At 39.7% G+C, this 24,809-nt stretch carries 17 protein-coding genes and 2 pseudogenes; 9 read left to right on the top strand and 10 right to left on the bottom strand.

The annotated features are described in order from the left end of the window. Positions 1-136: 136 nt before the first annotated feature. Together N1I87_RS07955 and N1I87_RS07950 are read right to left on the bottom strand one after the other, a co-directional pair. Positions 137-1,585 (bottom strand): glycosyltransferase family 4 protein, encoded by a 1,449-nt coding sequence (locus tag N1I87_RS07955; RefSeq protein WP_341101274.1) that lies wholly within the window; start codon positions 1,583-1,585, stop codon positions 137-139. A gap of 1 nt (position 1,586) precedes the next feature. Then, complete coding sequence (locus N1I87_RS07950) at positions 1,587-2,681, bottom strand: CotS family spore coat protein (RefSeq protein WP_341101272.1); 1,095 nt, start codon at positions 2,679-2,681, stop codon at positions 1,587-1,589. 760 nt (positions 2,682-3,441) lie between these two features. Here N1I87_RS07950 and N1I87_RS18030 point away from each other — a divergent pair. After that, positions 3,442-3,525: pseudogene (locus N1I87_RS18030) on the top strand (RNA-guided endonuclease InsQ/TnpB family protein); the annotation flags it as partial. Between the two features lie 60 nt (positions 3,526-3,585). Here the strand turns inward: N1I87_RS18030 and N1I87_RS07945 are convergent. After that, positions 3,586-4,407 (bottom strand): annotated as a pseudogene (locus tag N1I87_RS07945) (xylose isomerase); the annotation flags it as partial. A gap of 245 nt (positions 4,408-4,652) precedes the next feature. Between N1I87_RS07945 and N1I87_RS07940 the strand changes: the two are divergent. Together N1I87_RS07940 and N1I87_RS07935 are read left to right on the top strand one after the other, a co-directional pair. Further along, complete coding sequence (locus N1I87_RS07940) at positions 4,653-5,828, top strand: ROK family protein (RefSeq protein ID WP_341101271.1); 1,176 nt, start codon at positions 4,653-4,655, stop codon at positions 5,826-5,828. Between the two features lie 18 nt (positions 5,829-5,846). After that, positions 5,847-6,848, top strand: coding sequence for an aldose 1-epimerase (locus N1I87_RS07935; RefSeq protein WP_341101269.1), 1,002 nt, complete (start codon positions 5,847-5,849; stop codon positions 6,846-6,848). Positions 6,849-7,287: 439 nt separating this feature from the next. Here the strand turns inward: N1I87_RS07935 and N1I87_RS07930 are convergent, their stop codons facing one another. From N1I87_RS07930 to N1I87_RS07915, 4 genes are all read right to left on the bottom strand, one after another. Further along, a complete protein-coding gene (locus tag N1I87_RS07930; protein ID WP_340395885.1) occupies positions 7,288-8,652 on the bottom strand; it encodes an allantoinase in 1,365 nt (454 codons plus the stop codon). Between the two features lie 26 nt (positions 8,653-8,678). Continuing rightward, the gene (locus tag N1I87_RS07925) at positions 8,679-10,157 is read right to left on the bottom strand and encodes an NCS1 family nucleobase:cation symporter-1 (RefSeq protein WP_341101267.1); all 1,479 of its coding nucleotides are present in this window, start codon (positions 10,155-10,157) and stop codon (positions 8,679-8,681) included. A gap of 277 nt (positions 10,158-10,434) precedes the next feature. Beyond that, positions 10,435-11,691 carry an ArgE/DapE family deacylase gene (locus tag N1I87_RS07920; RefSeq protein ID WP_341101265.1) on the bottom strand — a complete coding sequence of 419 codons (1,257 nt, stop codon included), beginning with the start codon at positions 11,689-11,691 and terminating at the stop codon, positions 10,435-10,437. A gap of 32 nt (positions 11,692-11,723) precedes the next feature. Next, positions 11,724-12,962: an allantoate amidohydrolase gene (locus N1I87_RS07915; protein WP_341101264.1), complete on the bottom strand. Its 1,239-nt coding sequence runs from the start codon at positions 12,960-12,962 to the stop codon at positions 11,724-11,726. Between the two features lie 157 nt (positions 12,963-13,119). Between N1I87_RS07915 and N1I87_RS07910 the strand changes: the two genes are divergently transcribed. The 4 genes from N1I87_RS07910 to uraH all read left to right on the top strand — a co-directional run bounded on the left by N1I87_RS07910 (position 13,120) and on the right by uraH (position 18,150). Continuing rightward, positions 13,120-14,736 (top strand): PucR family transcriptional regulator, encoded by a 1,617-nt coding sequence (locus N1I87_RS07910; protein ID WP_270583779.1) that lies wholly within the window; start codon positions 13,120-13,122, stop codon positions 14,734-14,736. A 235-nt stretch (positions 14,737-14,971) separates the two neighbouring features. After that, the gene (locus N1I87_RS07905) at positions 14,972-16,270 is read left to right on the top strand and encodes a nucleobase:cation symporter-2 family protein (RefSeq protein ID WP_341103309.1); all 1,299 of its coding nucleotides are present in this window, start codon (positions 14,972-14,974) and stop codon (positions 16,268-16,270) included. A 12-nt stretch (positions 16,271-16,282) separates the two neighbouring features. Next, positions 16,283-17,791 carry a factor-independent urate hydroxylase gene (pucL, locus tag N1I87_RS07900; RefSeq protein WP_445285684.1) on the top strand — a complete coding sequence of 503 codons (1,509 nt, stop codon included), beginning with the start codon at positions 16,283-16,285 and terminating at the stop codon, positions 17,789-17,791. Further along, entirely contained in the window at positions 17,788-18,150 is a 363-nt protein-coding gene (uraH, locus tag N1I87_RS07895; protein WP_341101260.1) for a hydroxyisourate hydrolase, read from the top strand. Before pucL ends, uraH begins: the two co-directional genes overlap by 4 nt. Positions 18,151-18,269: 119 nt before the next feature. Here uraH and N1I87_RS07890 read toward each other — a convergent pair whose 3' ends face one another. Genes N1I87_RS07890 through N1I87_RS07880 form a run of 3 tightly spaced genes read right to left on the bottom strand, consistent with a single transcriptional unit; the run spans position 18,270 to position 21,921 of the window. After that, positions 18,270-18,773, bottom strand: a complete 504-nt coding sequence (locus tag N1I87_RS07890) for a (2Fe-2S)-binding protein (protein WP_340395880.1) — start codon at positions 18,771-18,773, stop codon at positions 18,270-18,272. Continuing rightward, positions 18,752-21,049, bottom strand: a complete 2,298-nt coding sequence (gene pucD / locus N1I87_RS07885) for a xanthine dehydrogenase subunit D (RefSeq protein WP_341101258.1) — start codon at positions 21,047-21,049, stop codon at positions 18,752-18,754. The genes N1I87_RS07890 and pucD overlap by 22 nt, the downstream gene beginning before the upstream one ends. Further along, on the bottom strand, positions 21,046-21,921 hold the full coding sequence (locus N1I87_RS07880) for an FAD binding domain-containing protein (RefSeq protein WP_340395878.1): 876 nt from the start codon (positions 21,919-21,921) through the stop codon (positions 21,046-21,048). Before N1I87_RS07880 ends, pucD begins: the two co-directional genes overlap by 4 nt. A gap of 928 nt (positions 21,922-22,849) precedes the next feature. On the opposite strand from N1I87_RS07880, the gene N1I87_RS07875 reads away from it, so the two are divergent. After that, positions 22,850-24,187: a 5'-deoxyadenosine deaminase gene (locus tag N1I87_RS07875; protein WP_270583782.1), complete on the top strand. Its 1,338-nt coding sequence runs from the start codon at positions 22,850-22,852 to the stop codon at positions 24,185-24,187. Between the two features lie 220 nt (positions 24,188-24,407). After that, a complete protein-coding gene (locus N1I87_RS18025) occupies positions 24,408-24,722 on the top strand; it encodes a class I SAM-dependent methyltransferase (protein ID WP_445285712.1) in 315 nt (104 codons plus the stop codon). The last annotated feature ends 87 nt before the right edge of the window (positions 24,723-24,809 follow it).

The raw sequence follows: 24,809 nt of genomic DNA, 5'->3' as shown, positions 1-24,809 counted from the left end.
AACGTATTTAAAGATTTGCTCAGTATCTCAATTTCTTATAGCTGCTTATTGCCTTTTGGTAAGTCAACTATCCAGTTACAGAAACTAATAATGCTTCTTTCCAGCCATCATAAGTTTTGGGAAACCATATGCCATTTTAACTGTCTCTGCGTCTTCGGCTCGTACTGTCTCCTCGTCCGCGTCTTTTTTTGCGCCTGTGTGTACGCCTATTACTATAGCTGTGGGAATTTCTTTTATGACGTCTGCGTGTATGCCTATTATCATGGCTACGTTTATAGTGCTTGGAATACCATATGCTTTTTCTAACGGTTTCTCCATCCACATCCAATATGGTGTATTTAATCTTATCTTCAGGTTCCGATTCTTTATCCTTTTTATGTTTCGCTTCATTTGCATTCGTTTTTGCTGTACTTTTTTGTTCATTTTCTGAAGTTGGAATCGCATGATTTGCTTGACTCCAAACTTCCAGTATCTCGGATGCCACCCGATCCCATTGATACTGGGAAACAGCCAGTTCTCTTCCTCTTTCTCCCATTTTTTTCATTAAAGATTTGTCAGATAAAATTCGGGAGATTTTTGCTACGAAATCTTTGGGATCTTCCGGGTTTTCTACAACAAGACCATTTTCTCCTGAATGAATGACTTCCGGGTTGCCGCCCCGTGCGGTTGTGACGATCGGAAGTCCTGCTGCCATTGCTTCATAATGCACCCGAGCTAGCGGTTCTTGCCATTGCGAAGTACATACAAATAAATCAGCTGCAGCAAACCAATTCTGTATTTCATCCGGTGCCACAAAGCCTGTTGTTATAACCGGCACTGGCAGCTTTTTGGCTAATGCTCGTACGTAAGCCACATAATCGGTTATGTTATTTTGGCTAAACCAATTGCTGCCTACAATAACGAGAGCTAAATCTTTAAATTTTTTCGAAAGTTCCGGTAACGCTCTAACTAATTTATCGACCCCTTTATTGCGCGAAAGCCTTCCGGCGAATAAAAGCACCGTTTTGCCCTCTAAACCATTCGCTTTTCGAATTTCCTTGCGTTTTTTTTGCATCTTTGGATGACTTCCGGGTAAAAATCTCTCGATATCTACTCCGGAATAAATCGTGCGAATCTTTGACGATGCTTGTGGATAAAGTTGACGTATGACATTCCCAACATAATCACTGACCGTTACAATACCAGAAACTTCTTCCAAAGCTGCGGTTGCTTCTTCTGAATCGATTTTTTCCGCATTGAACATATCATTGTGCATGCTTAAAGTTATCTTAGAATGAGGAGCGGCCTTACGGACAGGAATGACAAGGCGTGGACGGTTAAAAATGTGGATAAGGTCGAATGAGTTTGATTCAATATATCGAATCACACCTTCTCGATATATTTCGAAGATTTTTCCCGGTACACGTACATAATGAATGCCGTCTACAGTTTCTTGATCAGGAAGAGAAGGATCATCAGTCCCTAAAACGGTAATATCATGATGCTTGCTTAAATGTGGAAGAACACCGGAAATATAAGTTTGAATCGCTCCTCCTCGTACGGGAGGCACAGGGAGCTTTTCCGTACAGATCATCAAAATTTTCATGTCATTTCACTCTCTTCCAATCATTTTGAATTTCCTCCAAGACCGGCCATTTAGTCTTATCCGTTTCGATAATGGTTTTCATTAATTGTACAGTTTGTTCATTTAGAAACAATTCAGGTTCATACACAACTTCTTTTATATTTTTATAGAATTCATTCGGAAGTGATAAATCAATCATAAGAATCTCATATAATTCAGGAGAGATGGGATTTGATTCATGATAAGCTTTAATCATCTCTCTTATCCACTTTGCATCCCATTTATATAAGTCCGCCATGGTTCCCGAAATCAGCTTTCTTAAATCACGAATCGGGAGATCATAGGCAACACCGTCAAGGTCGATAATCCACATCCCGTTCTTGCCCATTTGGCCATTAGACCAGCCATAATCCTGATGAACTAAGCCCCAATGGGAATTGCCATGTTTGATTAATTCATAATACTTAGATTGATCCAGTTTTTCCAGACTTCTTCGAGCTTGCTTTTCAAATTCATCTACCACGTCTAATAAGTACGAACTTGCGGGAAGCTCTTTATAAGCTTTAGCAATGTTTCGAAACCAATCCATTTTCATAATGACGTTTTCATAATTGCTTCGCCATTTGTGCAATCTTGAAGCTGTTTCTGCTTGGCGCGGGGGGACATAGCCTTTACTTAATCGATGAAATTCACCTAGTGCGGAACAAAGCAATTTGGCTCCCTCTAAATCTTTTGTAACGGGTGTTAACGACTCAATCCACTCTGCGACGAACCATAGCTTTCCTCCCGCCTCGACATAATTGGCTCCATCTTTCGTCTTGACAATGGGCGGTACTCTGGCATGCCGAACATCAACTAAATATTCTTGAGCTCCCAAGCTAAATAAACTCCTGGTTGGTCTTCTGTGCAACAGCTTTAAGCTTTTCGGTCCCTTGCTCGTTTCAATCTTCCAAATACATCCCCCTTTATCAGGTTTCGTTGTCACGACCTGCATGCTTTTTACCGAAAAATCATAATGCTTTAAAACTTTATCTGCCAACTTGTTAATATAGTCAGGTACAAAAAACTCATGAGTGGTTTCATTCACTTCCCATGGTTCAATGAAAGTCTTCTCCACTATATCCCTCCTATAAAATCAAAATGAATCTTCATGGGATTGCTATATCGTCCATCTTGTGTAAAGTTTGTCAAGACATCTTCGATTTTGTCTTTCTGAAGTTGGGCGTTTTAAGTCATCCATGGGAATTCATCAGCCATTACGCTTTCTATAAATTATGATTTATAAAAAGATTTGTCTAATACACTTGACCCGTTTATTAAGAGATTGTTAAGGAATTGTATCCATTCAGCTCATTGTTGTGATCAACACGTTCCCCAAAAAACATTAACCGAATAAAGTAAAATGGCCGTCTTCAAATGACTAAACAGTATTTGAAAAATATAGCCGTCAAGTTCTCTCCTTGACGGCTTTTAACCTGCCTATCACTTTGTAAGAAAATTCAAAAAAGCACTCCTCTTCATGCGGATATATGATAACTTAAAAACGATGGTTGGAAAGAGTGCTTAATAGCTTTCATAGCGAAAAGTGGTTTGGCTGACAAAACTGTACAGAAGGAAGAACGATCGGAAAGGATGCTATCCAATCTTTCTGGTAGACCGAAAAAAGAAATACACACTTCATTTTGTTTTTTGGTGAACAAAAGCAAACCGATTGGAAAGTAGTTTGAAAAGGGTGATTGAGGGGGAGGCTCTTTTCTGCCTATTCACGGATGAAATACGGTGTTTACAATCAGAAACAGCGGTTGATCGAGATATGATAAGAGGAACGATCTGAAACAATTTCGGCGCCGATGCCTTCTTTATAACTGCTGTAGCGTACTTGCGGCATTGTATTAGATCGTGATCACAATTCAGCAATCAATATCAAAAATGAAGGATTGCGCTTGTTAGAATTAGCATGAAAATACAAACTCCCGGAACAGGAGGGTTAGCTCGGTCAATTTCCTGTCATGAGACAGGATTCCCGCTAATGTTGCGTGGTTCGCTTCCAGATTCAATTTAAAGTCTTTATCTAAATCATACGTTTTCAAGAATGCTATCGTAGTGGCCGCATCAAAATCATATTGGTGTTTCGTAGGTTCTTTTGGTTTCGGTTCAATTAAAAATTGACCTTCAAAACCAATTTCTTTCGCATAATCAATCGCCATATGGAAGAATCTGGCCATATTCTCTTGTTCAAATTTCATGTCGGTATTCAGCAATGATTCATAGCCTTCTCGACCGCCCCAGAACACATAGTTTTCCGCTCCTAATTCTTTGGCGATTTCAAGCGCTTTTTTCACTTGTGCAGCGGCATAAGCAAAAACATCGGCGTTACAAGAAGAGGCAGCCCCATGTACAAATCTAGGATTTGTAAACATATTCGCAGTGTTCCATAGAAGTTTTACATGACTAGTTTTCATGTAATCTTTTATCATGGAAACGATCACATCAAGATTTTGATTCGTTTCTCTTAACGTATCCCCTTCAGGAGCGATGTCGCGATCATGGAAGCAGAAATATGGGTTGCCTAATTTTTCAAAAAATTCAAAATCTGCTTCTACTCTTGCTTTTGCTAAATCCATGCCTTTTAAATGATTCCAAGGACGAATCATCGTTCCCGAACCAAATGGATCAGATCCATCTTGGGTAAAAGTGTGCCAATAAGCAACCGAGAAACGTAAATGATCTTTCATCGTTTTCCCCGCAATGACTTCGTCGGGATTGTAATAACGAAATGAGAGATCACTTTTTAATGAATTTCCGGAATAACTGATTTTGCCGACATTAGGAAAGTAAGTCATTTAAATTACCTCCTCGATTGAATGTTTTAGATAATGAAAGCGAATTCAAATCGCATCAAAAAAATATATTGATGCGTACTTTGTTTAACCAATAAACTAAGTACACCTTCATACTAGCACCATCATTTTTAAAATTCAATATTTTTTTTGAATAAAAAATACGATACAATAAAAATGTCTAGAAAAAGATAAAAATGAAAATTTAGTTCGTTTATCGACTATACAAACTAAGAAAGAGGATGTTCATGAAAACAGCGGATCAAACTTTTGTAAAGGTCCACAATCAAAAAATTATATTAAAAAACATCATCAACCATTATCCAGTTTCAAGAGCGAAATTATCCAAAATAACCAATTTGAACAAAGCGACCATTTCTTCTCAAACCGCATTGTTAATTGAAAAAAATCTTGTATCTGAGATAGGTACAGGCTCATCAAGCGGAGGGAGAAAACCTGTATTGCTGGTTTTTAATAAAGAGGCAGGTTATGCCATCGGAGTCGATTTAGGAGTCACTTATATTTTAACTTTATTAACGGATTTGGAAGGAAACGTCATTTATTGCGATTACTGTGAGATCTCTGACAATTCGTTCGAAGCAGTCAAACCCATTCTATTAGAAAGAATCCAATTGGTGGCCAGCAAAGCCCCAAAATCGCCGTATGGCATAATCGGGATTGGGGTCGGCGTTCATGGATTCGTGAATAAAGATCAATTGGTGTTATTTACTCCAAACTCTAAGTGGAAAGATGTTGATTTGAAAACTGTATTGGAAACCCATTTTCATTGTCCAGTCCTGATTGATAACGAAGCAAACGCCGGGGCTTACGGCGAGAAATTGTTTGGTTCCATCAAACATTGCACAAACAGCATCTATGTGAGTATCGGGAACGGAATTGGCCTCGGCATCATTGTCAACAATGAACTTTATCGAGGAACGGACGGATTTTCCGGTGAAATGGGGCATATGACGATTGATTTCAATGGAAAAAAATGCGGCTGTGGAAACTATGGATGTTGGGAACTGTATGCATCAGAAAAAGCGTTTTACGACAATCTTTCCCAATTAAAGAATATGGAAAAAGTAACTTTAGAACAGGCGAGCAAAATGATTCAAGAAAATGACGGGGAAGCGTTAAAAGCGCTGGAAACATTCGGACATTATCTAGGAATCGGTTTAACCAATATTATCAATGCCTTTAATCCGGAAGCGGTTGTTTTAAGAAGCAATTTAATCGAAGCGAATCCTATTGTGTTAAATTCTATACAAAGTACGATTTCCTCCAGAATTTCTAGATATGTTCATCAAAGTCATCAGATTTATATTTCCCAGTTAAATCGAAATGCTACCGCTTTGGGAGCAGCCTCTTTTATGATTCATCAATTTCTTATGGATTCAGAGACTTTTCATACCAATGAATGAATAGGGGAGAATCGGGATATGAACAGCGTATCTAAAAATGTTGTCAAAGAAACCCGTTTTAATGGAATGTACGCTTATGAATTAAATTGTGATCCATATCAAGCGGTTATTCTTCCGAAGTTTGGAGCAAACCTGATTGCGTTTCGAAATGTAGAAAAGGATTATGACTTTATTCGCGAACCGTCCATTCATGAAATGGAAGATTTTCAACAAAAGCCTTTTTTATATGGCATTCCAGTATTGTTTCCACCTAATCGTTTAGAAGACGGTACTTTTACCTTTTCGGGTAAAGTGTATCATTTTCCTATTAATGAAAAGTCAAAGAATAATCATTTACACGGTTTTTTTCACAGTGCTGTCTGGGAAGTATTTAAACATGGATCTACAGATCGAGAATGTTTTATAGAATTAGTACAAAGTATAGACGAGCAATCCGAAGTCTTTCGTTATTTCCCGCATCGCTTTAAAGTGCATCTGCGATATACTCTGTCGAAAGAAGGACTAAATCAACAAGTAAAAATCATTAATAACGGTTCAGAATCCATGCCTTTAATGATTGGTTTCCACACATCCATTAAGGCGCCTTTTTCAAAAAACAGCACAGCGGAAGATTATACGTTGCAATTGACCATAAAAGATCGAGTAGAATTGAATGAACGCTCATTGCCAACAGGAAATCTATTGCCTTTGAATGAAGAAGAGAAAAAAATCGCAACAGAAGGTTTTTCTCCGTACTATCAACCACTCGATCATCATTATGTGGCCCAAGATGGAAAAAATCGAATGGTGTTAACGGATCAACGCGAAAAAATCTCTCTTATATATGAGACAAGTTCAGAATTTCGCTTTTGGATGCTGTTTAATCAAGATGCAAAAAGTGGATTTTTTTGCCCGGAACCACAAACGAATATGGTAAATGCGCCTAATATCCCACTCCCCTTTGAACAAACCGGAATGATTGAATTATCAGGAGGTTCGGAGTGGTCCGCTCAATCTCGCCTTTATACGAAACCGTTGTAATATCTCATATCACGCTCGTATGGACATAATGTATCTATACATGCCATCTACTGGGTAAAATTCAGATTGTTGGTCTGTTCGAAGTTGTTTACAATAATTCATCCCATTAGATTTCGAATGGTTAGTATTAAGTACTTCCAATGTATGGAACCATTCAGCAACAAAACAAGGTATAGGACAATGAAGTTCTATACCTTGAATCCATCACTATTGAATTTGCGAACTGTTTATAAAAACAACCTTTTATTTCGATACTAAAGTAGAATCATCTTAATGAAAAACGAAAGTGATTATATACATACTTGGCCATACTAAAGAGACCATTTTTCGTATTCATTAAGCGATGAAAGAATAGGATCAAGAATTTTCCATTCACGAGTTATGTTGAGGAATTTTTCCAAAACGTGAAAAGCTCCTAATAGAAGAGCAAAAGCTTTATTTATACCATTTGTCCAGAGATATTGTTATCCATTATATCGCCTCTCCGAAAAACAACTCTTCCTCGCAGAATGGTATGTGTTACCTTACCTCTGAATTTTTTCCCAATATATGGACTCTGCGGGTGCCGATACAAAAGATCGGATTTTTTTAGGACAAAAGAAGATCGCAAATCGACCAATGTCAGGTCAGCATCACTTCCAACGGCAATTGTCCCTTTCCGAGGATACAGACCAAAACGTTTTGCCGGATTGGTTGCTGTTACTCGTACAATGACTTCCAAGGGAATTCCACGCCGCCAATACCCCTCCTCAAGCAAAACATTTAAGGTTGTCTGCGCCCCCGATATACCTCCCCATAAACGAAAAAAATCACTGTTAGGCGAAGCGATTTTCATCTTAAGGGGAGAAGGAGAATGATCTGAACCAATCATATCAATCTTACCAGACTTCAAAGCCTCCCACAGCGATTCCACATCCTCCCGTTCTCTTAGAGGTGGGGCACATTTCGCGATGCCGCCGAGTCGTTCGAGATCTTCAATGGTAAGAGTCAGATAATGGGGGCAAGTTTCAACCGTGATATCAATCCCTTTTTCTTTCGCTTCACTAACATACTTGATCACTTTCCCGCTGCTTACGTGTACGATATGCAATTTGCATCCCGTCAATTGTGCATAAGCTGCTGCCCGGTTTACTGCTTCGATTTCCGATATAACGGGACGGGAAGACACATAATCTCGCGCGGTCAAGTTCCCTTGTGATTGATGCCAATTGGCAAGTTGCTTCGTCATGACGTCGTTTTCGGCATGAAGAGCCAGTATGGAACCCAGCTCAGCTATTTTTTTCATTCCTTTCAATAAAGTACTATCATCTACGGGTAGAAACTCATCAATGCCACTATCTGACATAAAACCTTTGAATCCGATAACACCCAAATCTTTGAGAGGTTCCAAGGAATCAAGATTTCCCGGAACCAGTCCTCCCCAAAGACCAAAATCAAGAATCGATTTTTGCATGGCGGCTTCTTTTTTCACTTCAAATCCGTATGTCGATGTAGTCGGTGGACTGCTGTTAAGAGGCATATCAAAAAAAGTCGTTACTCCCCCTGCAGCCAAACTCCGAGATCCAGTGTAGAAACCTTCCCATTCCGTCCGGCCGGGTTCATTAAGGTGGACATGAGTATCAATCAAACCAGGCAAAATATGCAGACCGAAAGCATTAATCTCGAGCTTCGCTTTTCTCTCTGACGGTATCGATCCTATTTGAACGATTTTTTGCTCGTACACGGCGATGTCCCCTTGAAATATTCCATCTTCGGTAACCATCTGCCCGTTGCGTATAATAAGATCGTAACCATTTTCTTTCACGCCTATCCCCCCCTTTTTTTACACGATTAAGACAAAGATTGAGCTTTGTTCTCTGATATTGGTTGATTGTGCTGCATGAAAACACCGTAAGCAACGGCAGATAGCACAGCACCAATAAACCATGAAAAGGGAGCAAAAAAAGAAAGCATTGGAACTAGCGCGGCAATTGCAGCGAAAGTAGAACCGATCATAAAAGCGGATAACGCCCGCAAGTTAAAGCCATTATTGTACCAATAAGGGGAAGCGGCACCCTCCTTGTAGAGAGAATGAACATCCACTTTTTGCTTCTTTACTAAGTAATAATCCATAAACATAACTCCGAAAATGGAACCGAGGAAAGCTCCAAGCCCTCCCAAAAAATAGTTGACAGCCACAGGGCTCCCATAAACTTTCCAGGGCATCACTAGAACGGACAAAATGGCAGTCATAATCGTTCCCTTCTTGAAATTTATATGTTTTGGTGCTACATTGGCAAAATCATAGGCAGGAGATACAAGGTTCGCGATAATATTGATGGCTAGCGTAGCAACTATAAAAACAATAGCCGCAATAAAATTGACCACACTATTGCCAATCTTTTGTACGATCAAAACAGGATCGACTATCGCTTTACCAAAAACGGTTATGGTACCAGCCGTGATCACTACAGCGGCCAAAGAAAATGCTGTCAAGTTGACAGGTATACCGTAGAAATTTCCGCGTTTTGTTACTTTCGTTGACATTGAAAAACGTGTAAAATCACAGGCATTTAACATCAGTGTTGAGAAATACGCTACTACTAGTGCGATGGCTGCAAAAAATGAATGAATTTGTTTGCCTCTAGACACTTCAACAAAATGGTCCATTATGTTGATATTTCCATTCGCTTTCTTAACGATCCAAATGAGCAAGAACAGCATCATCACATATACGGCAGTACCCGCAAAATTATCAAATTTGCGAATCTTCTCCATTCCATATACCGCAATGAGCAGCTGCAAAACCCAGAGAATCAGGAAGCCGATCCATCCCAATAAAGAAAGTCCTAGAAAAGATGTATCATTTAAGGTAACCAGACTGGGCATAAGTAGCAACATTACACCTACCACGGCATTCGAGGCAAGGTATGTTTGTATACCATACCAAAAAACAGCAATCGTTCCCCGTATAAGTGCAGGTATATTAGCTCCGAACACACCGAATGAAATACGCGCCATCACCGGGAACGGCAAACCCATTTTCGTTCCAGGGACAGAAAGGAGATTGACAAAATAATTTACAAGCAAAGCTCCCAGAATAATCGCTATGAAAACTTGCCAACCCGACAAACCAAGAAAGAACAATCCAGCTGCAAATGTATAGCCGCCAATGCTATGTACATCAGACATCCACATGGATAACAAGCTGAAAAAACCCCATTTTCGCTCCTTTGGAGGAGTCAAATCCTCGTTATGGAGTCGCTCACTGTAGTCAGCAATAGTTTCGTTAAATAATTCCTCCTGCCCATTGTCCATTTTATGGTACATTGATAACTCCCCTCCCCCTTTGACGGTTCTGAACTATGATTCACAAGATTTGGCCACATCATGTTGCTCATCATTCCTGTATAACTGAACTCTCCTTTTTGTTTCAAACACCAAATCGGTAAGAAAGATCGTTGAAAAACGGATGATAAAAACAAGGTTGGACTCCTTTCTTTCAAGAAGATTTTAAACCCTTCTTGCCAGGCGAGTCTTTCTGCAACGACCACCTACTCATGCTGCTATGAGATCCTCTTTTGTTGTTTAAAACGCAAAGAAATTGTTATTTGTCTGTCCGAAGCAAATCATATAGAGTAAGTGCCACAATTTTTGTTGCTTTGATCAAATCTTCAATCCGGACATGTTCATCTGCCCGATGTCCGTTGGCTTCCAATAATGTTCGAGGACCCGCTCCAAACAGGACAACAGGAATTCCTGCTTCTGCAAAATGTCGGGCATCTGTGTATAACGGAATTCCGTGAATCACCGGTTCACTGTCCAAAATTTCTTTACAGTTTGCCATAAGCGTCTGGATGAACGGAGATTCTATCGGTGTTGGCTTAAAGCTTTTTGCCAGCAGTATGCGCTCAAACTCCGCCCAGGTTCCTTCATAGCGATTAACCACCTGTTCTACCAATTCACGAATCTCCATTTCTACCTGTTCTCCATCTTCCTCTGGGATCAACCGGCGATCTATACGAATGGTACATTGATCCGGTACTACGTTCGTATTGATTCCTCCTGAAATCAATCCAACTACTAACGTGGGCGACTCAATCCCAGGAATACTGGAACGCTTTTGATCCAATGTCCGGCGATAATCGTATAGCGCTTGTAGTACACCGCTCATCGCTTCGATGGCATCATGTCCTGAATGCGGTGCAGCCGCATGTGCCGATTTGCCTTTAATTCGGATTTCAAGATGCAGACATCCGCTAAGCGAGTTTACAATCGAATGTGTAAATCCAGCTGATATTGCCATATCCGGCTGAATATACCCCTTTTCGATCATCCACTTTGGCCCCATTTCTCCGCCTATCTCCTCATCGAAATTAAACGCCAAGGTCGCTTTACCCGACAACTTCTCCGCCACTTGTCGAATAGCCATAACTGCGAAAGTATATGAGGCGATATCCGATTTGGACACGGCGGCCCCACGACCATACAGCTTCCCGTCCACTATTTGTCCGCCATATGGATCATATGTCCAGCCAAGTCCTGGCGCCACCACATCTCCATGAGCATTAAGAACTATTTCAGGCCCTTTTCCGATCCCGAAGATCGTTTTGGCGACAACGTTTGCCACTCGAACCATCCCTTTTTCCCTGACTTCTTCCGGCTCTACTTCCAACAGTGCAACATCCTCAAATTGAAAATCATGCAGCCGTTTACGGATGTGTTCTGCGATCGCATAACAGTCGCCCGGCGGATTGTCCGACGGTACAGCAACCAGTTCCCGTAGAAAATGGATGAGGTTGTGCCTTTCAGATTCAATCCATTGCAAAATTTCCTGCTTCGCTTGACATTTGATAGTTGCCATTGATGATTCCCCCTTCTAATCTTAAGACTTTTTTATGATGTCAACTTCAGAGCAACATCCAGCAGCACAGAGGTTCCTATTTTAATGTCCTCGGCTGCTACAAATTCGTCAGGATGATGACTCAGACCATTTTTGCATCTGACAAAGATCATGCCAATGTCAGTTATAGAAGCTAATGCCATCGCATCATGTCCCGCTCCACTGACAAGTTGAACAGACTTCATTTTATATTCCTTGAGAACGGAAGAAATCACATCGATAAAACGACTTGAACATATCACGGCAGGAGATTCCATGACTTTTGTAAACTCGCAAATTAATCCCCGGCGTTTGGCAATGTGCTCGCATTCCTCAAAAATTCGATTCAGTGCGGTCATTCTGGTTCCATCGTCAACTGACCGGACATCCAGTGTTCCTTCCACCAATCCTGGAATCACATTGCTGGCCCCCGGAAATATAGCTATTTTTCCTACAGTAGCTACCAGACTTTCATATTGGAGTGCGAGCCGTTCAATCGTCTGGATCATTTCGGCTGTTCCAACAAGCGCGTCTTTTCTAAGCGACAACGGGACAGTTCCTGCATGTCCTGTCAATCCTTCTACCCGGAATTTATATCGAGACTGTCCTGCAATTCCGGATACGACCCCACAAGGTTGGTTCATTTGCTCAAGAATTGGACCTTGTTCAATATGCAATTCAAGATAACCGAGGATTGTTTTCGGATTACGGGCAACCGTATTGTATTGCAAGGGATCTAGGCCAAACTCTTTCATAGCTTCTGCCAAGGTGGTCCCATTTCCATCTTTTGCAAACAGTTCTTCTTCACGCAGATTACCCGCCATTGCCCGGCTGCCAAGCAGAGTTGTATGAAATCTAGCACCTTCTTCATCACAAAAGCCGATCACTTCCATCGGATTATTCGGTCTCATTCCGTTTTCATATAGTGTTTGGACCACTTCAATTCCTGCGATTACACCAAGTACCCCGTCATATTTACCGGCTTCAATGATAGAGTCGAGGTGCGACCCAATGAGCAGTGCCGGTGCATCAGGCCATTTGCCTTCATAACGACCGATGATATTGTTAAGACCATCCCTGCGAACGGTCATGCCCGCATCTCGCATCCATTGCGCTACCAACTCATGAGCCATTTCGTTTTCCTTTGAAAAGGAAAAGCGGGTCACCCCTTTTTTTGTTACACTACATTTCGCCAGTTCTTCAATTCGCCGTACAATTCGTTCTGTATTTATTTTTTGATAAAGCGCATGCATCCCCTCTCGCCTCTTTCTTTTTAAAATGAATGTTAAAAAATATAACATATTATGTTATATAATTTGATTTTATCTTGATATCTCTCCATATTCATTGGTAAAATTGCTATAAATTTCATGAACTTTTGTACAATTCGACTAAAAGGAGCGAGGAGATTTGAAGATATCCGATATTTTACAAATACCTGTTTTTCATAACGCCAGATTAATTGCGGGGCATAAAGGAAAAGAAAGAGAAGTGTACAGCGTCAATATGATGGATGCTCCCGATATCATCCATTACTTAAAACCGAATGAATTACTGGTAACGACAGCCTATCATCTTAAAGACAACCCACACGACTTACTTGAGTTAATCAAAAGTATGTTGGAACAACAATGTGCAGGACTTGCGATTAAAACCAAACGGTTCTTAGAAGAAATTCCGGAAAACGCTCTTGCCTACGCCAATGACATCGGATTTCCCATCATAGAACTTCCAATGGACATTTCGTTAGGAGAAGTTGTCAACCAATCATTAAGTTATATCCTTGATAAACGAACAAATGAATTGCTCTTAGCTATTGAAGCGCATCAAAAATTCACCAACCATATCATGAGCGGTAAAGGCCTAACATCGTTGCTAAGAAGCTTGTCTTCCATGACTAAATATCCAATTCTATTACTGAATAAATATTTTCGCATCATCGGTTCTTCCCATCCGTTTAACAAGATTTCTTATGAACTTGGGAAACTATACACAAATGGCTTCCGTTTTTTCTTGCCAAACGCTACTTATTCTTGTTTTTCCACTCTATCGAAGCGAGAAGTCATTTCTGTATTTCCGATCTTCAGTCATGAGGAAAACAGCGGTTGCTTAGCTGTCATTGGCATGGTTCCTTTTTCTAACCCGTCAATGATATTAACCATTGAGCAAGCAGCCAATGTGATTTCCTTTGAATTAATGAAAGAAAATGCATTAAAGCAATATACAAAAAAAGTGCTCAATGAATTTTTTATTAATTTTACAGAAGGAGCCTTTCAATCCCAGGAAGAAGTGATCATTAAGGCAAATGAATTTCAGATTATCAATGACCAATCCTATATATGTGCAGTTGGGAAATTGGATGAGAGCAGAACGAAGTTAAGTTTTACAGAATCTCGCAAAGAAATGGATGCTATTTTTGATTTTATAGAAGAAGAGAGTCACCTCTTTTCTAAGTCCGTTCATCATTTTGAAAAAGGGAATAATTGTGTTTTGCTATTTCCTATCACAGAATCTTGGACAGAGCTCCATACGATCATCCTCCCTTTTTTGGAAGAGCTGCAGAGAAAAATTAAAAATCGGTATCATCAGGCTGTTTCTTTCGGGCTGAGCAGCTTATGCCAAAAATTTTTGGATGTCCAAAAGGGATTTAAGGAAGCTTTGGAGGCGTTGCAGACTGGCCGGCTATCTGGAAAACGTCAGTTTATTCAAATCTATCGAAGAAAAGATATTTCTGAACTTTTACAAATGATCCCCACGCAAGATTTAAAAGATTTTTACGACGAAACATTACAAAAATTATCCGATCAATCTACTCATGAAAACCAAATTTTATTGCATACATTATTTGTTTTTTTAGAAAGCCATTGTCGCATTTCGGAAACAGCGAAAAAGCTATATGTTCACCGAAATACAGTCATTTATCGTTTGGAAAATTGCAAAGAGCTGATTGGAAAAAGCTTAAAAGACCCTGATACTACTTTCCGCCTTCGATTAGCGTTTCGAATCAAAAATTTGCTTCATTTATAAGAAAAGTCTTTCTCATTATTGTTAGATTTTATAACATTGACACTCACCTGCTCTGCTTCATTTTATAATGAATCTTTTGTTTTTTATACAATTTGTCGACTTATCTAAAAATAAATTGTTCACATTAACCAATGACATCTATGCCCTCTCGCCTTATTATGTTAAATAAAATAACATTCAATGTTGTTTTATTTATAAAGAAGGGGGAGGGGTATCATTGAAGAAAAATTATGGAATGGCTAGAATTGTTTCTCTCGGTTTGCAGCATGTATTAGTTATGTATGCCGGAGCCATTTTAGTTCCTCTAATCGTTGGTGGAGCATTACATCTATCGTCGAACGAGCTGGCATACTTAGTATCGATTGATTTGCTGACCTGTGGAATCGCAACGTTGCTTCAATCCTGGAAAAACAGGTTTTTCGGGATCGGATTGCCTGTTGTATTAGGTACATCCTTTGTTGCTGTGACGCCGATAATCGGAATCGGAACACAGTATGGAATGGGGGCTATCTATGGATCCATCATTACAGCAGGAATCTTTATTCTCATTTTTTCACCGTTCTTTGGAAAATTGGCAAAGCTTTTTCCTCCTGTTGTGACAGGCTCCGTTGTTACGATTATTGGCGTATCCCTTGTACCTGCCGGCATTAAAAACATGGCAGGCGGTGAAGGGAATCCTCATTTTGGAGATCCAGAAAACTTACTCCTCTCTTTTGGAGTGTTCATTTTCATTTTGCTTATTAATCGATTTTTTCACGGATTCATTCGAACAATATCTGTTCTTCTTGGGATCATCGCCGGAACCATTGTTGCTGCTTTCATGGGAAAAGTAGATTTCACAAACGTTGCTCAAGCATCATGGTTCCATATGCCTGAACTTTTTTATTTTGGTGCGCCTTCTTTCGAGTGGGGACCAATGATCACAATGACGCTTGTTGGTATTGTGATCATTATCGAATCTACAGGCTCCTTCTTTGCTCTAAGCAAAATTTGTGAACAAAATATGAACGAACAAGACTTAGTCCTCGGATACCGGGCTGAAGGTTTGTCCTTTATTTTAGGCGGTTTATTTAACGCATTTCCTTACAGCACTTTTGCTCAAAATGTCGGACTTGTCCAACTGACCAATATTAAAACGAGAAACGTTACAATCGCCGCTGCCAGCCTTCTTGTTTTACTTGGGTTCATTCCTAAAATCGCCGCCTTTACAACCATTATCCCTACTCCTGTATTAGGAGGAGCCATGATTGTCATGTTTGGAATGGTCGTTTCTTCAGGCATTAAAATGCTTAGTTCCGTAGATTTCGAACAACAAAGCAACTTATTAACAGTAGCCTGCTCCGTTGCATTAGGACTTGGTGCAACAGTGGTTCCTGATCTCTTTTCAAAATTGCCGCAATTCATGCGAATCCTTGTAGGAGACGGTATTGTAACAGGAAGCTTGACCGCCATTATTTTAAACTTGTTTTTTAATCTTTCATCCAAGAAAAAGCCGACTGTCAGCAGCACTTTAGAAACGACCATAGAATCATAGAAAAGAGGGAAAATGATGCGATTAAAACAATTAAATGAAATGAGTGCTTCCGAATTTATCCATCTATTAGGAGGAGTTTTTGAGAATTCATCATGGGTGGCCGAACGAGCAGAACCCAATCGCCCATACTCTTCCTTTCAATCTCTATATAATAAAATGGTGGAGATTGTCGAAACCGCTTCGGATAACGAACAATTAAAATTAATTCAAATGCATCCGCATCTAGGCACCAACGCCAAAATAACCGATTTCTCTCAAGAGGAACAGAAACATGCTGGATTAAATGAATTAACAGAAGATGAACATAATCATCTAATGCTACTCAACAAAGAATATATGGATAAGTTTGGATTCCCTTTCGTAATGGCCGTTCGCGGAAAAACCAAACAAGATATTTATAGAACGATAAAAGAAAGACTAAAAAATAATTATAGAACAGAGTTTGAACAAGCATTAGAAGAAATAAAAAAAATCGCGATGTTTCGTTTACAAGAAATAATTAATGGGGGAGAGATGATTTCTATGACCAATAATAAAGAAAGAGTCATGTATTATGGAAAAGGCGACGTATTTGCCTACCGTACCTATTTAAAACCACTTATTGGAGTTAGAACGATTCCTGAATCTCCTTTTTCCGGACGAGATCACATTCTTTTTGGAGTAAATGTAAAAATCTCAGTAGGAGGAACAAAATTGCTGACCTCCTTTACGGAAGGGGATAACAGCTTAGTCGTTGCAACAGACTCGATGAAAAACTTTATACAAAAACATTTAGCTAGTTATACAGGAACAACGATAGAAGGTTTTTTAGAATATGTAGCTACTTCTTTTTTGAAGAAATATTCTCATATTGAAACGATTTCGTTGATAGGAGAGGAAATTCCCTTTGAAACAACTTTTGCAGTAAAGAATGGAAATAGAGCAGCTAGTGAGCTAGTATTTAAAAAATCACGAAATGAATATGCCACAGCTTATTTGAATATGGTTCGTAATGAAGATAACACCCTAAACATTACTGAACAACAAAGCGGACTTGCTGATCTTCAATTAATAAAAGTCAGCGGAAATTCCTTTGTCGGTTTTATTCGTGACGAATACACAACTCTTCCAGAGGATTCAAACCGCCCTCTATTTGTTTACTTAAACATCAAATGGAAGTACAAAAACACGGAAGACTCATTTGGAACGAATCCAGAAAATTATGTTGCAGCTGAACAAATTCGCGACATCGCCACTTCCGTATTTCATGAAACCGAGACGCTTTCCATCCAACATTTAATTTATTTAATCGGCTGCAGAATATTAGAAAGATTCCCTCAACTTCAAGAAGTTTACTTCGAATCTCAAAATCATACATGGGATAAAATAGTGGAGGAAATTCCTGAATCAGAAGGGAAAGTATATACAGAACCGCGACCGCCATATGGATTTCAAAGCTTTACTGTCACACAAGAAGACTTGCCACACGAAAACATTCTTATGTTCTCTGATGAACCCGATCATAAAGGAGCACTTAAATGATCGGGTTAACAACACATATTTTAGATTTAACCCATGGAACACCGGCTGAAAATGTAAAAATAAAGTTGTTCCGGATTGATCATGAATCAGAAACAGAAAAACAGCTGCTGCAAACGACTTTCACGAATCAACATGGCCGTGTTGACCGCCCATTATTAGAGCCGCAAGAAATCGTTCCAGGGAAATATGAGCTTCTATTTTACGTCGGTGATTATTTTCTGAGAAAAGGCCTCACGTTGGACGAACCTTTATTTTTAGATAAAGTTGTCGTTCATTTTGGAATTTCTCAACCTAATTCTCATTATCATATTCCTTTGCTTATATCACCATGGGGATACCAAGTATATCGAGGAAGCTAAAAAATAATATGGGGCTGATTCCACATTTCGCTGAATCAGCCCCTTTTGTTATGTTGTTTCGCGATGGAACCGACAAAATAAAAAGCTCTCCTGCGAACTTGCAGGAAAACTTTTATTCCTTATGATTCTGTGAGTTTCTGAATCGCTCTGATTATGCCGCCATAACCGGTACATCTACAAAGATTTCCTGATAATCCTTCTAAAATTTGCTCCACAGTTGGGTTTTCATATTGATACAAAATGGAGGTCACAGCCATTATCATTCCCGGTGTGCAGTATCCGCATTGAAAGCCTCCTTCTTCTAAAAAAGCCTTTTGAATCGGATGAAGTCCATTCTTTCCCAACCCTTCAATCGTCATAATCTCCTTTCGATCAGCCTGATAGGCCCGCACTAAACAAGAATTGACTAATTTTCCATTCATAATGACTGAACAAGCGCCACAACGGCCAATTCCGCATGAAACTTTTGTACCCGTTAATAGAAGCTCCTCTCTTAATATATCAACAAGGCGCATCGTTGCATGAACCTGAAGTTCCTTTGCATGTCCATTAACCAAAAGAGAGACTTTTATTTTCTCCTCCAACGGAGACTTCACTTCATCTATATTTTTTTGGTCAGCCATTCTTTCATCTCCTTTTGATGGAGCGCTTTTATAATTTCCTCGCGTGATACAGGCAGCTTCGTTACCCACAAGCCAATTGCGTCATGAATCGCTTTTGCAATCGCCGGTGCAACCGCCACCGTTCCGATTTCACCTACGCCTCTCGGACCATATTCATCTCCCTCGCACAATTCTTCTATAGCTGTTATGTCCATAGAAGTCGGGATGTCTTTTATGGTAGGAATAAGATAGGAGTCGAAATTATTTGTTACGTAACTCCCCTGTTTCATGATTGCTTCTTCTAGTAATGAATATCCTAATGCCATAACTGAGCCTCCTTCAATTTGTCCTAAGTAGCCCGTTGGATAAATCACCGGACCTGCAGACACTACCTGATCCAGATTTTTCACTCGCACTATTCCCGTTAATTCATCTATTTCGATTTTTACCGCACAAGCGGCAAAAGAATATAAATAATGCCCGCCAGGAATGGAATGAGAAGTCGTAGGAAAAGGGAATTTCGTCTCGATTTGGATGGGATCATCATTTGTTTTGTCGGCTAGTTGCCGGTAAGTAATGAGGGGCTTGGCATTCGATCCATCTAAAGACCAAATTCCACCAGGACCTACATACAATTGAGTGGATGGCACTTTGATGCATTGAGAGGCTTTTTCTAATAATTGTTTTTTAAAAGGATCTTTCATCCGTTGAAGTGCTTGCCACACCATGCTCGTTCCCCGTGATGCTGTAGAAGAACCGGAGCGAGGAACGCAATCCGTATCGCCAATCGTGATTTGGATATCATCTGCTGAGCATCCTACTTCTTTCATCACTAACTGCTGAATGACCGCTAATAATCCTTGACCAAATTCTTCGAAACCGAAGGCAACTTCAATTTTTCCTTTTTCATTTAACGATATTCTTCCCCCAGCTGGATCTAAGCGCCCAAACCCTAGTCCGCCACCGTGCATCGTAATGGCGACTCCTACACCTGTCCGCGTCTTTTCATAGATACGTTTTTTATTTTCAGTATCTTTTTTAGTTAAAATGGGAGTTTTGCTTATCTCTTTCAAAACTTGTGCTGCTCCGTCCGTCGGTGCAATCTGTTGGTCTACAGGACCCGGATCATCTGCTTTGCGGAGATTTCTTTTCCTCAATTCTATTGGACAGATTCCAAGTTTGACCGCTAAACGGTCGATTTGCCCTTCCAACGCAAAAGTCACTTGATTTCCGCCAAATCCTCTAAACTCTCCAGCCACACCATTGTTTGTATAGACGCTCACCCCTTCAACCTTTACATTTGGTATCACATAAGGTCCTGTTGCATGCTCAACTGCAAAATCTAATACAGCCGGACCTAATGTTGCGTAAGCACCCGTATCTGCGATCATTCGTACTTGATGAGCAAGAATTTTACCATTACGGCAGGCACCCGTTTTCATCGTAATCTTCATCGGGTGTCTTTTTAGTCCAGATCTGACAGATTCTCGCCTATCTTGGTGAATTTTCACCGGACATCCCGTTTTGAGCGCCAATAATGCACCGTACGGCTGAATATTCAACTCATCTTTTCCGCCGAAAGAACCGCCCATCGGACTGGAAACCACTCTGATTTTGCTTTCAGGAATATTTAAAATTCGGGCTAATTGAAATCGATCATTATATCCATGCTGCGTTCCGACATATACCGTAATCCGGCCATTCTCTTCCGGAACAATCACTCCTCCCTCCGTTTCCATATAGGCGTGCATTTGACGCGGCAATTCATAGGTTTCTTCCACCGTCACATCACAGATTTGAAATGCTTCTTCTATATTTCCTTTTTGAAAGGAAGCTTGATGAAGAATATTTCCTTTAGGATGCAATTGAGGTGCTGAAGGAAGGAGAGCCTGTTCTGGATCACTGATAACGGGCAATGGCTCATATTCTACTTCGATGAACTGAAGCGCCTTTTCTGCAATTTCTACCGTCTCTGCCGCCACAGCAGCAATCGCATCTCCAACATATCGAACCCGCTCATCGCACAAAACCGGTTGATCAGGAAAAATTAACCCAAATCGATTGAGTCCCGGCACATCTTTACTAGTAACCACAGCGCGTACTCCCGGCAGCTCCTCCGCTTTTTTGGTAGAGACGGAAATAATTTTGGCATGAGGATACGCACTTCGTAAAATTTTCCCATGTAGCATATTGGAAAAAGAAAGATCCGTTAAAAACTTTAATTTCCCTGTTACTTTATCGATTCCGTCTGGTCGTATAGCGGATCTCTGTAAATTGCTAGAATAAGTGAATTTCACGATGCTTCCCCCAATCGGCTTAATTCGGAAACAATGATATTAGCTGTTACTCGCCTTCGATAGTCATTTGAATAAAAAACATCAGAATTTGGATGAAATTCATGAAGTATTGTTTTATATACATTTTTTAATAATAAAAAATTGATCTTTTGATCGATGAGCAACTGTTCAGTTTCTTGCAGCCGCTTAGGGGTGTTCTCTCCTCCGCCTGCAACCAATCTAGCAAAATCGATCACTCCCGCTTCATTTTTACTAATCACTCCTGAAACTGTTACAACAGATCCCGAAAAAGCTTCTCTTCTCCCGACTTTTTTAAAAAATTGATTGCTAAATGAAGAATGTTGGGATTCCGGAAGTATGATGCCTGTCAGAAGACTTTCTTGATTTCTCTTTCTTCCTTTTAGCCAATGCTTCAATTTTTCCGATTTTAAAATTCGTCCATCAAAGAACAACACTTCCGCATCCATCGTTAAAAGAGCAGGAATGGCATCGCCTAATCCATGAGCTACATTTCCGCCAATCGTTCCTAAATTGCGAACAGCCGGAGCCGCAATTTGTTGAATTGCAACAGATAACAAAGGGCAGAGTTTTTGAATAGCAGGATGTTGGCCACAAGCATTCAATTTTGTCAATGCTCCAATATACAAACACTGCTTCCCATTGACCTCTCTTTGATCGACCCCTTCGAGTTCAGCTATATTTTCTAAACTAATCAAGTGGGAGGGATAAGGTATTCCTTTTTCCCATTGGGTTTGCAGCCAAGTTCCACCTGCCACAAAGCTTGATTGCAACTGAAATCGTTCCCTTAATGCCCATGCTTCTTTCAAATCCGTGGGAGTCCAAACTTTTGCATCCAATATTCTTATACTCATGTTTAGATCCTTCCTTCTCTCGACGGTTGACATTCTTTGATCGATCCTAATCAAAGAATGATTCTCCATCTACTTAGATCATCGAAACGCCATTTCATCATCATTTGCGCTGACAAGGAAAACTGCAACTTCCATATCATTTTGCTCGTTATACATTTTTCTACAGCAATTTGCCAGCTTTAATCAGTCGTGGAGTTTTGTCAAAACAAAATCAAGTAATTCTTTGGACAATGATTGGTTCATAGAAAAGTGGATACCCTTTTCCCTTTGCCGATGGCAAAAAGAACAAAATCATCTCAATGCACTCTTTTTTAAGACGGATGATCTTTTTTGGCCATCAATCAGAAGTTCCTTATTTCCGCAAATCAGAAGCTTCTCCTAAATAACGAGCACTTCATTGTTCGAAAAATTATGTTGGTCGCTTCCACTATATGAAAAAGCAAAAAATCCCCAAATTTATTTTTTGATTTTTTTAAATATTATAACCATTTTAAGGAAGATGGTCTACACTTTATGTAAGAAATTATAACATGAATATCCATTGGATTTTTGTTTAACATCTGTTATACAGTAAAACGAACCTTGCTAATTGCAGAGAACAGTGAAACACATTTTCTCCTTATGATTCTTTGAAATCCTTTAATAAAACAAAATCCGTATGCCGTATGTTTCTTGGATGGTCGATCTTTCTCGAAATTTTCATATTGCAAAATGTCGTACTAAGAAAATTCTGTTACCAAATTTTCTAACATATATTATGTAAAGATATATTACACATTTATTGAATTTTCTTAATTTTCTTTTTACTATATCTATATAATTGGGGTAAATTCGATTTGTTTCTTTTTTACTCATGGCCGAAATGGCCATCCCAAGTGAACAAACCAATAAAAAGAATATATCAAACCACCAAAACGGAGGAGATCGAATGAAAAATTTGCTCATTAAAAACGCTCAAATCATTACCATGAATCCAGCTAATGACATTATGATAGGCGATATTTTTATAAAAAATGACACGATTCACTCGATCGGTCCAGAATTAAATCCAGATCATGTTGATCGAATCATCGATGCGGAAAATCGTACTGTCATTCCGGGATTTGTGCAAACCCATATTCACTTATGCCAAACTCTTTTTCGAGGAAAAGGGGATGATTTAGAGCTGCTTGATTGGTTGAAAAAGCGGATATGGCCATTGGAAGCCGCTCACGATGAGGAATCCATCTATTATTCAGCAATGCTTGGCATCGGAGAACTTATTCAAAGCGGCACCACTACCATTGTCGATATGGAAACAGTCCATCATACAGATTTTGCTTTTCAAGCCATCGCCAAAAGCGGAATGAGGGCTTTATCGGGAAAAGTGATGATGGATAAAGGAGAAGATGTTCCAATCGGATTACAAGAAAAGACATCTGATTCCATCCAAGAAAGTGTCGATTTACTAGAAAAGTGGAACCTTTTTGATAACGGAAGAATTCAATACGCCTTCTCCCCCCGTTTTGTCATTTCATGCACGAAGGAATTACTGGTAGAAGTTCGAAACTTAGCGGAAACCTACGATGTGAAGGTTCATACCCACGCATCAGAAAATCAAAAGGAAATTGAACTGGTACAAAAAGAAACGGGCATGAAAAATATTGAGTATCTTGACCATCTAGGCCTGGCAAACGAACGGCTAATATTAGCCCACTGTATATGGCTGGATGAACAAGAAAAGAAAATCATCAAGGAAAAAGGTGTTCATATTAGTCATTGCCCAGGATCCAATTTAAAATTAGCATCAGGAATCGCAGACGTTCCAAACATGCTCCAAATGGGAATTTCGTTAAGTCTAGGCGCAGACGGAGCACCTTGTAATAATAATTTAAATATGTTTCATGAAATGAGACTGGCGGCACTTATTCAAAAACCTACCCATGGACCGACTGTCATGAATGCAAAAAGCGTTTTCGAAATGGCGACTATCGGCGGGGCCAAAGCAATCGGTCTAGAAAATGAAATCGGCAGTATTGAAGTTGGAAAGAAGGCAGATTTAGTGATCTTAAATTTGAACAATTTTCATACTTATCCATCCTATGATGTCGATCCTATTTCTCGTATTGTTTATTCTGCTTCGAGAGATGATGTGGAAACAACTATCATTAACGGACAAATTGTCATGGAAAACAAGGAGCTAAAAACCATCGACAAAGACATTGTTTTATATGAAGCCAACCGTTCCATAAAAAGACTTTTAAAATTCGCCAAAATGATAAAATGAACGACCTATCATCGCTGTATAAAGACACAGGGGTACTGAAAAATCAGCTAACAATGAACTCTGTTCTTCTGTCAAGGTTCTTCTTTTTTTTTGCATTTTATCTGCTTTTTTTGTTTCATACAAGTCTTCGTTTGGACCGACTTCCCTTTCTATCGCTCGAACCAAACGGCTTTTTTTAAATGTTCCGCACGTGTTCGTCGTCTTATTTATTATTGTCAAAATGTTTCAATGCTTCCCTTCTGCTCAACGGTTTGAGTTCGTGACGAGCCACAAAATTTTTTACGCTATCTTTCAAGACAACATATACGATTATGTGTTTAGCAGCCTGGCGATTCATAATATTAAGGATAAGCAAGGCAGAGAGAAAGCCGTACGGGAGGCTTTTCGAGTTTTGAAACCAGGAGGAACATTGGTAATAGTGGATATTGTTAGAACGAAGGAATATCTAAATAGTCATACGCTTGCCGGTTGGAAAGGCTGGTGGACAGGTCCTTGGATGCCAACGCATATTATAGTGGCTAAAAAATCAAAATGAGTTTAAAAACGATTGAAAGTGGGCAGCGACCAAAACCAATGTCGGGCAATGACTAACAACTCCATCCTTCATTATGCTTTGAAATAA

It is taken from the genome of Bacillus sp. FSL W8-0102, assembly GCF_038007225.1.
GTDB lineage: Bacteria > Bacillota > Bacilli > Bacillales > DSM-4216 > Bacillus_O > Bacillus_O smithii.
Note: the sequence above shows the minus strand (reverse complement) of the source record. Positions and strands in the feature narration are given on the sequence as shown.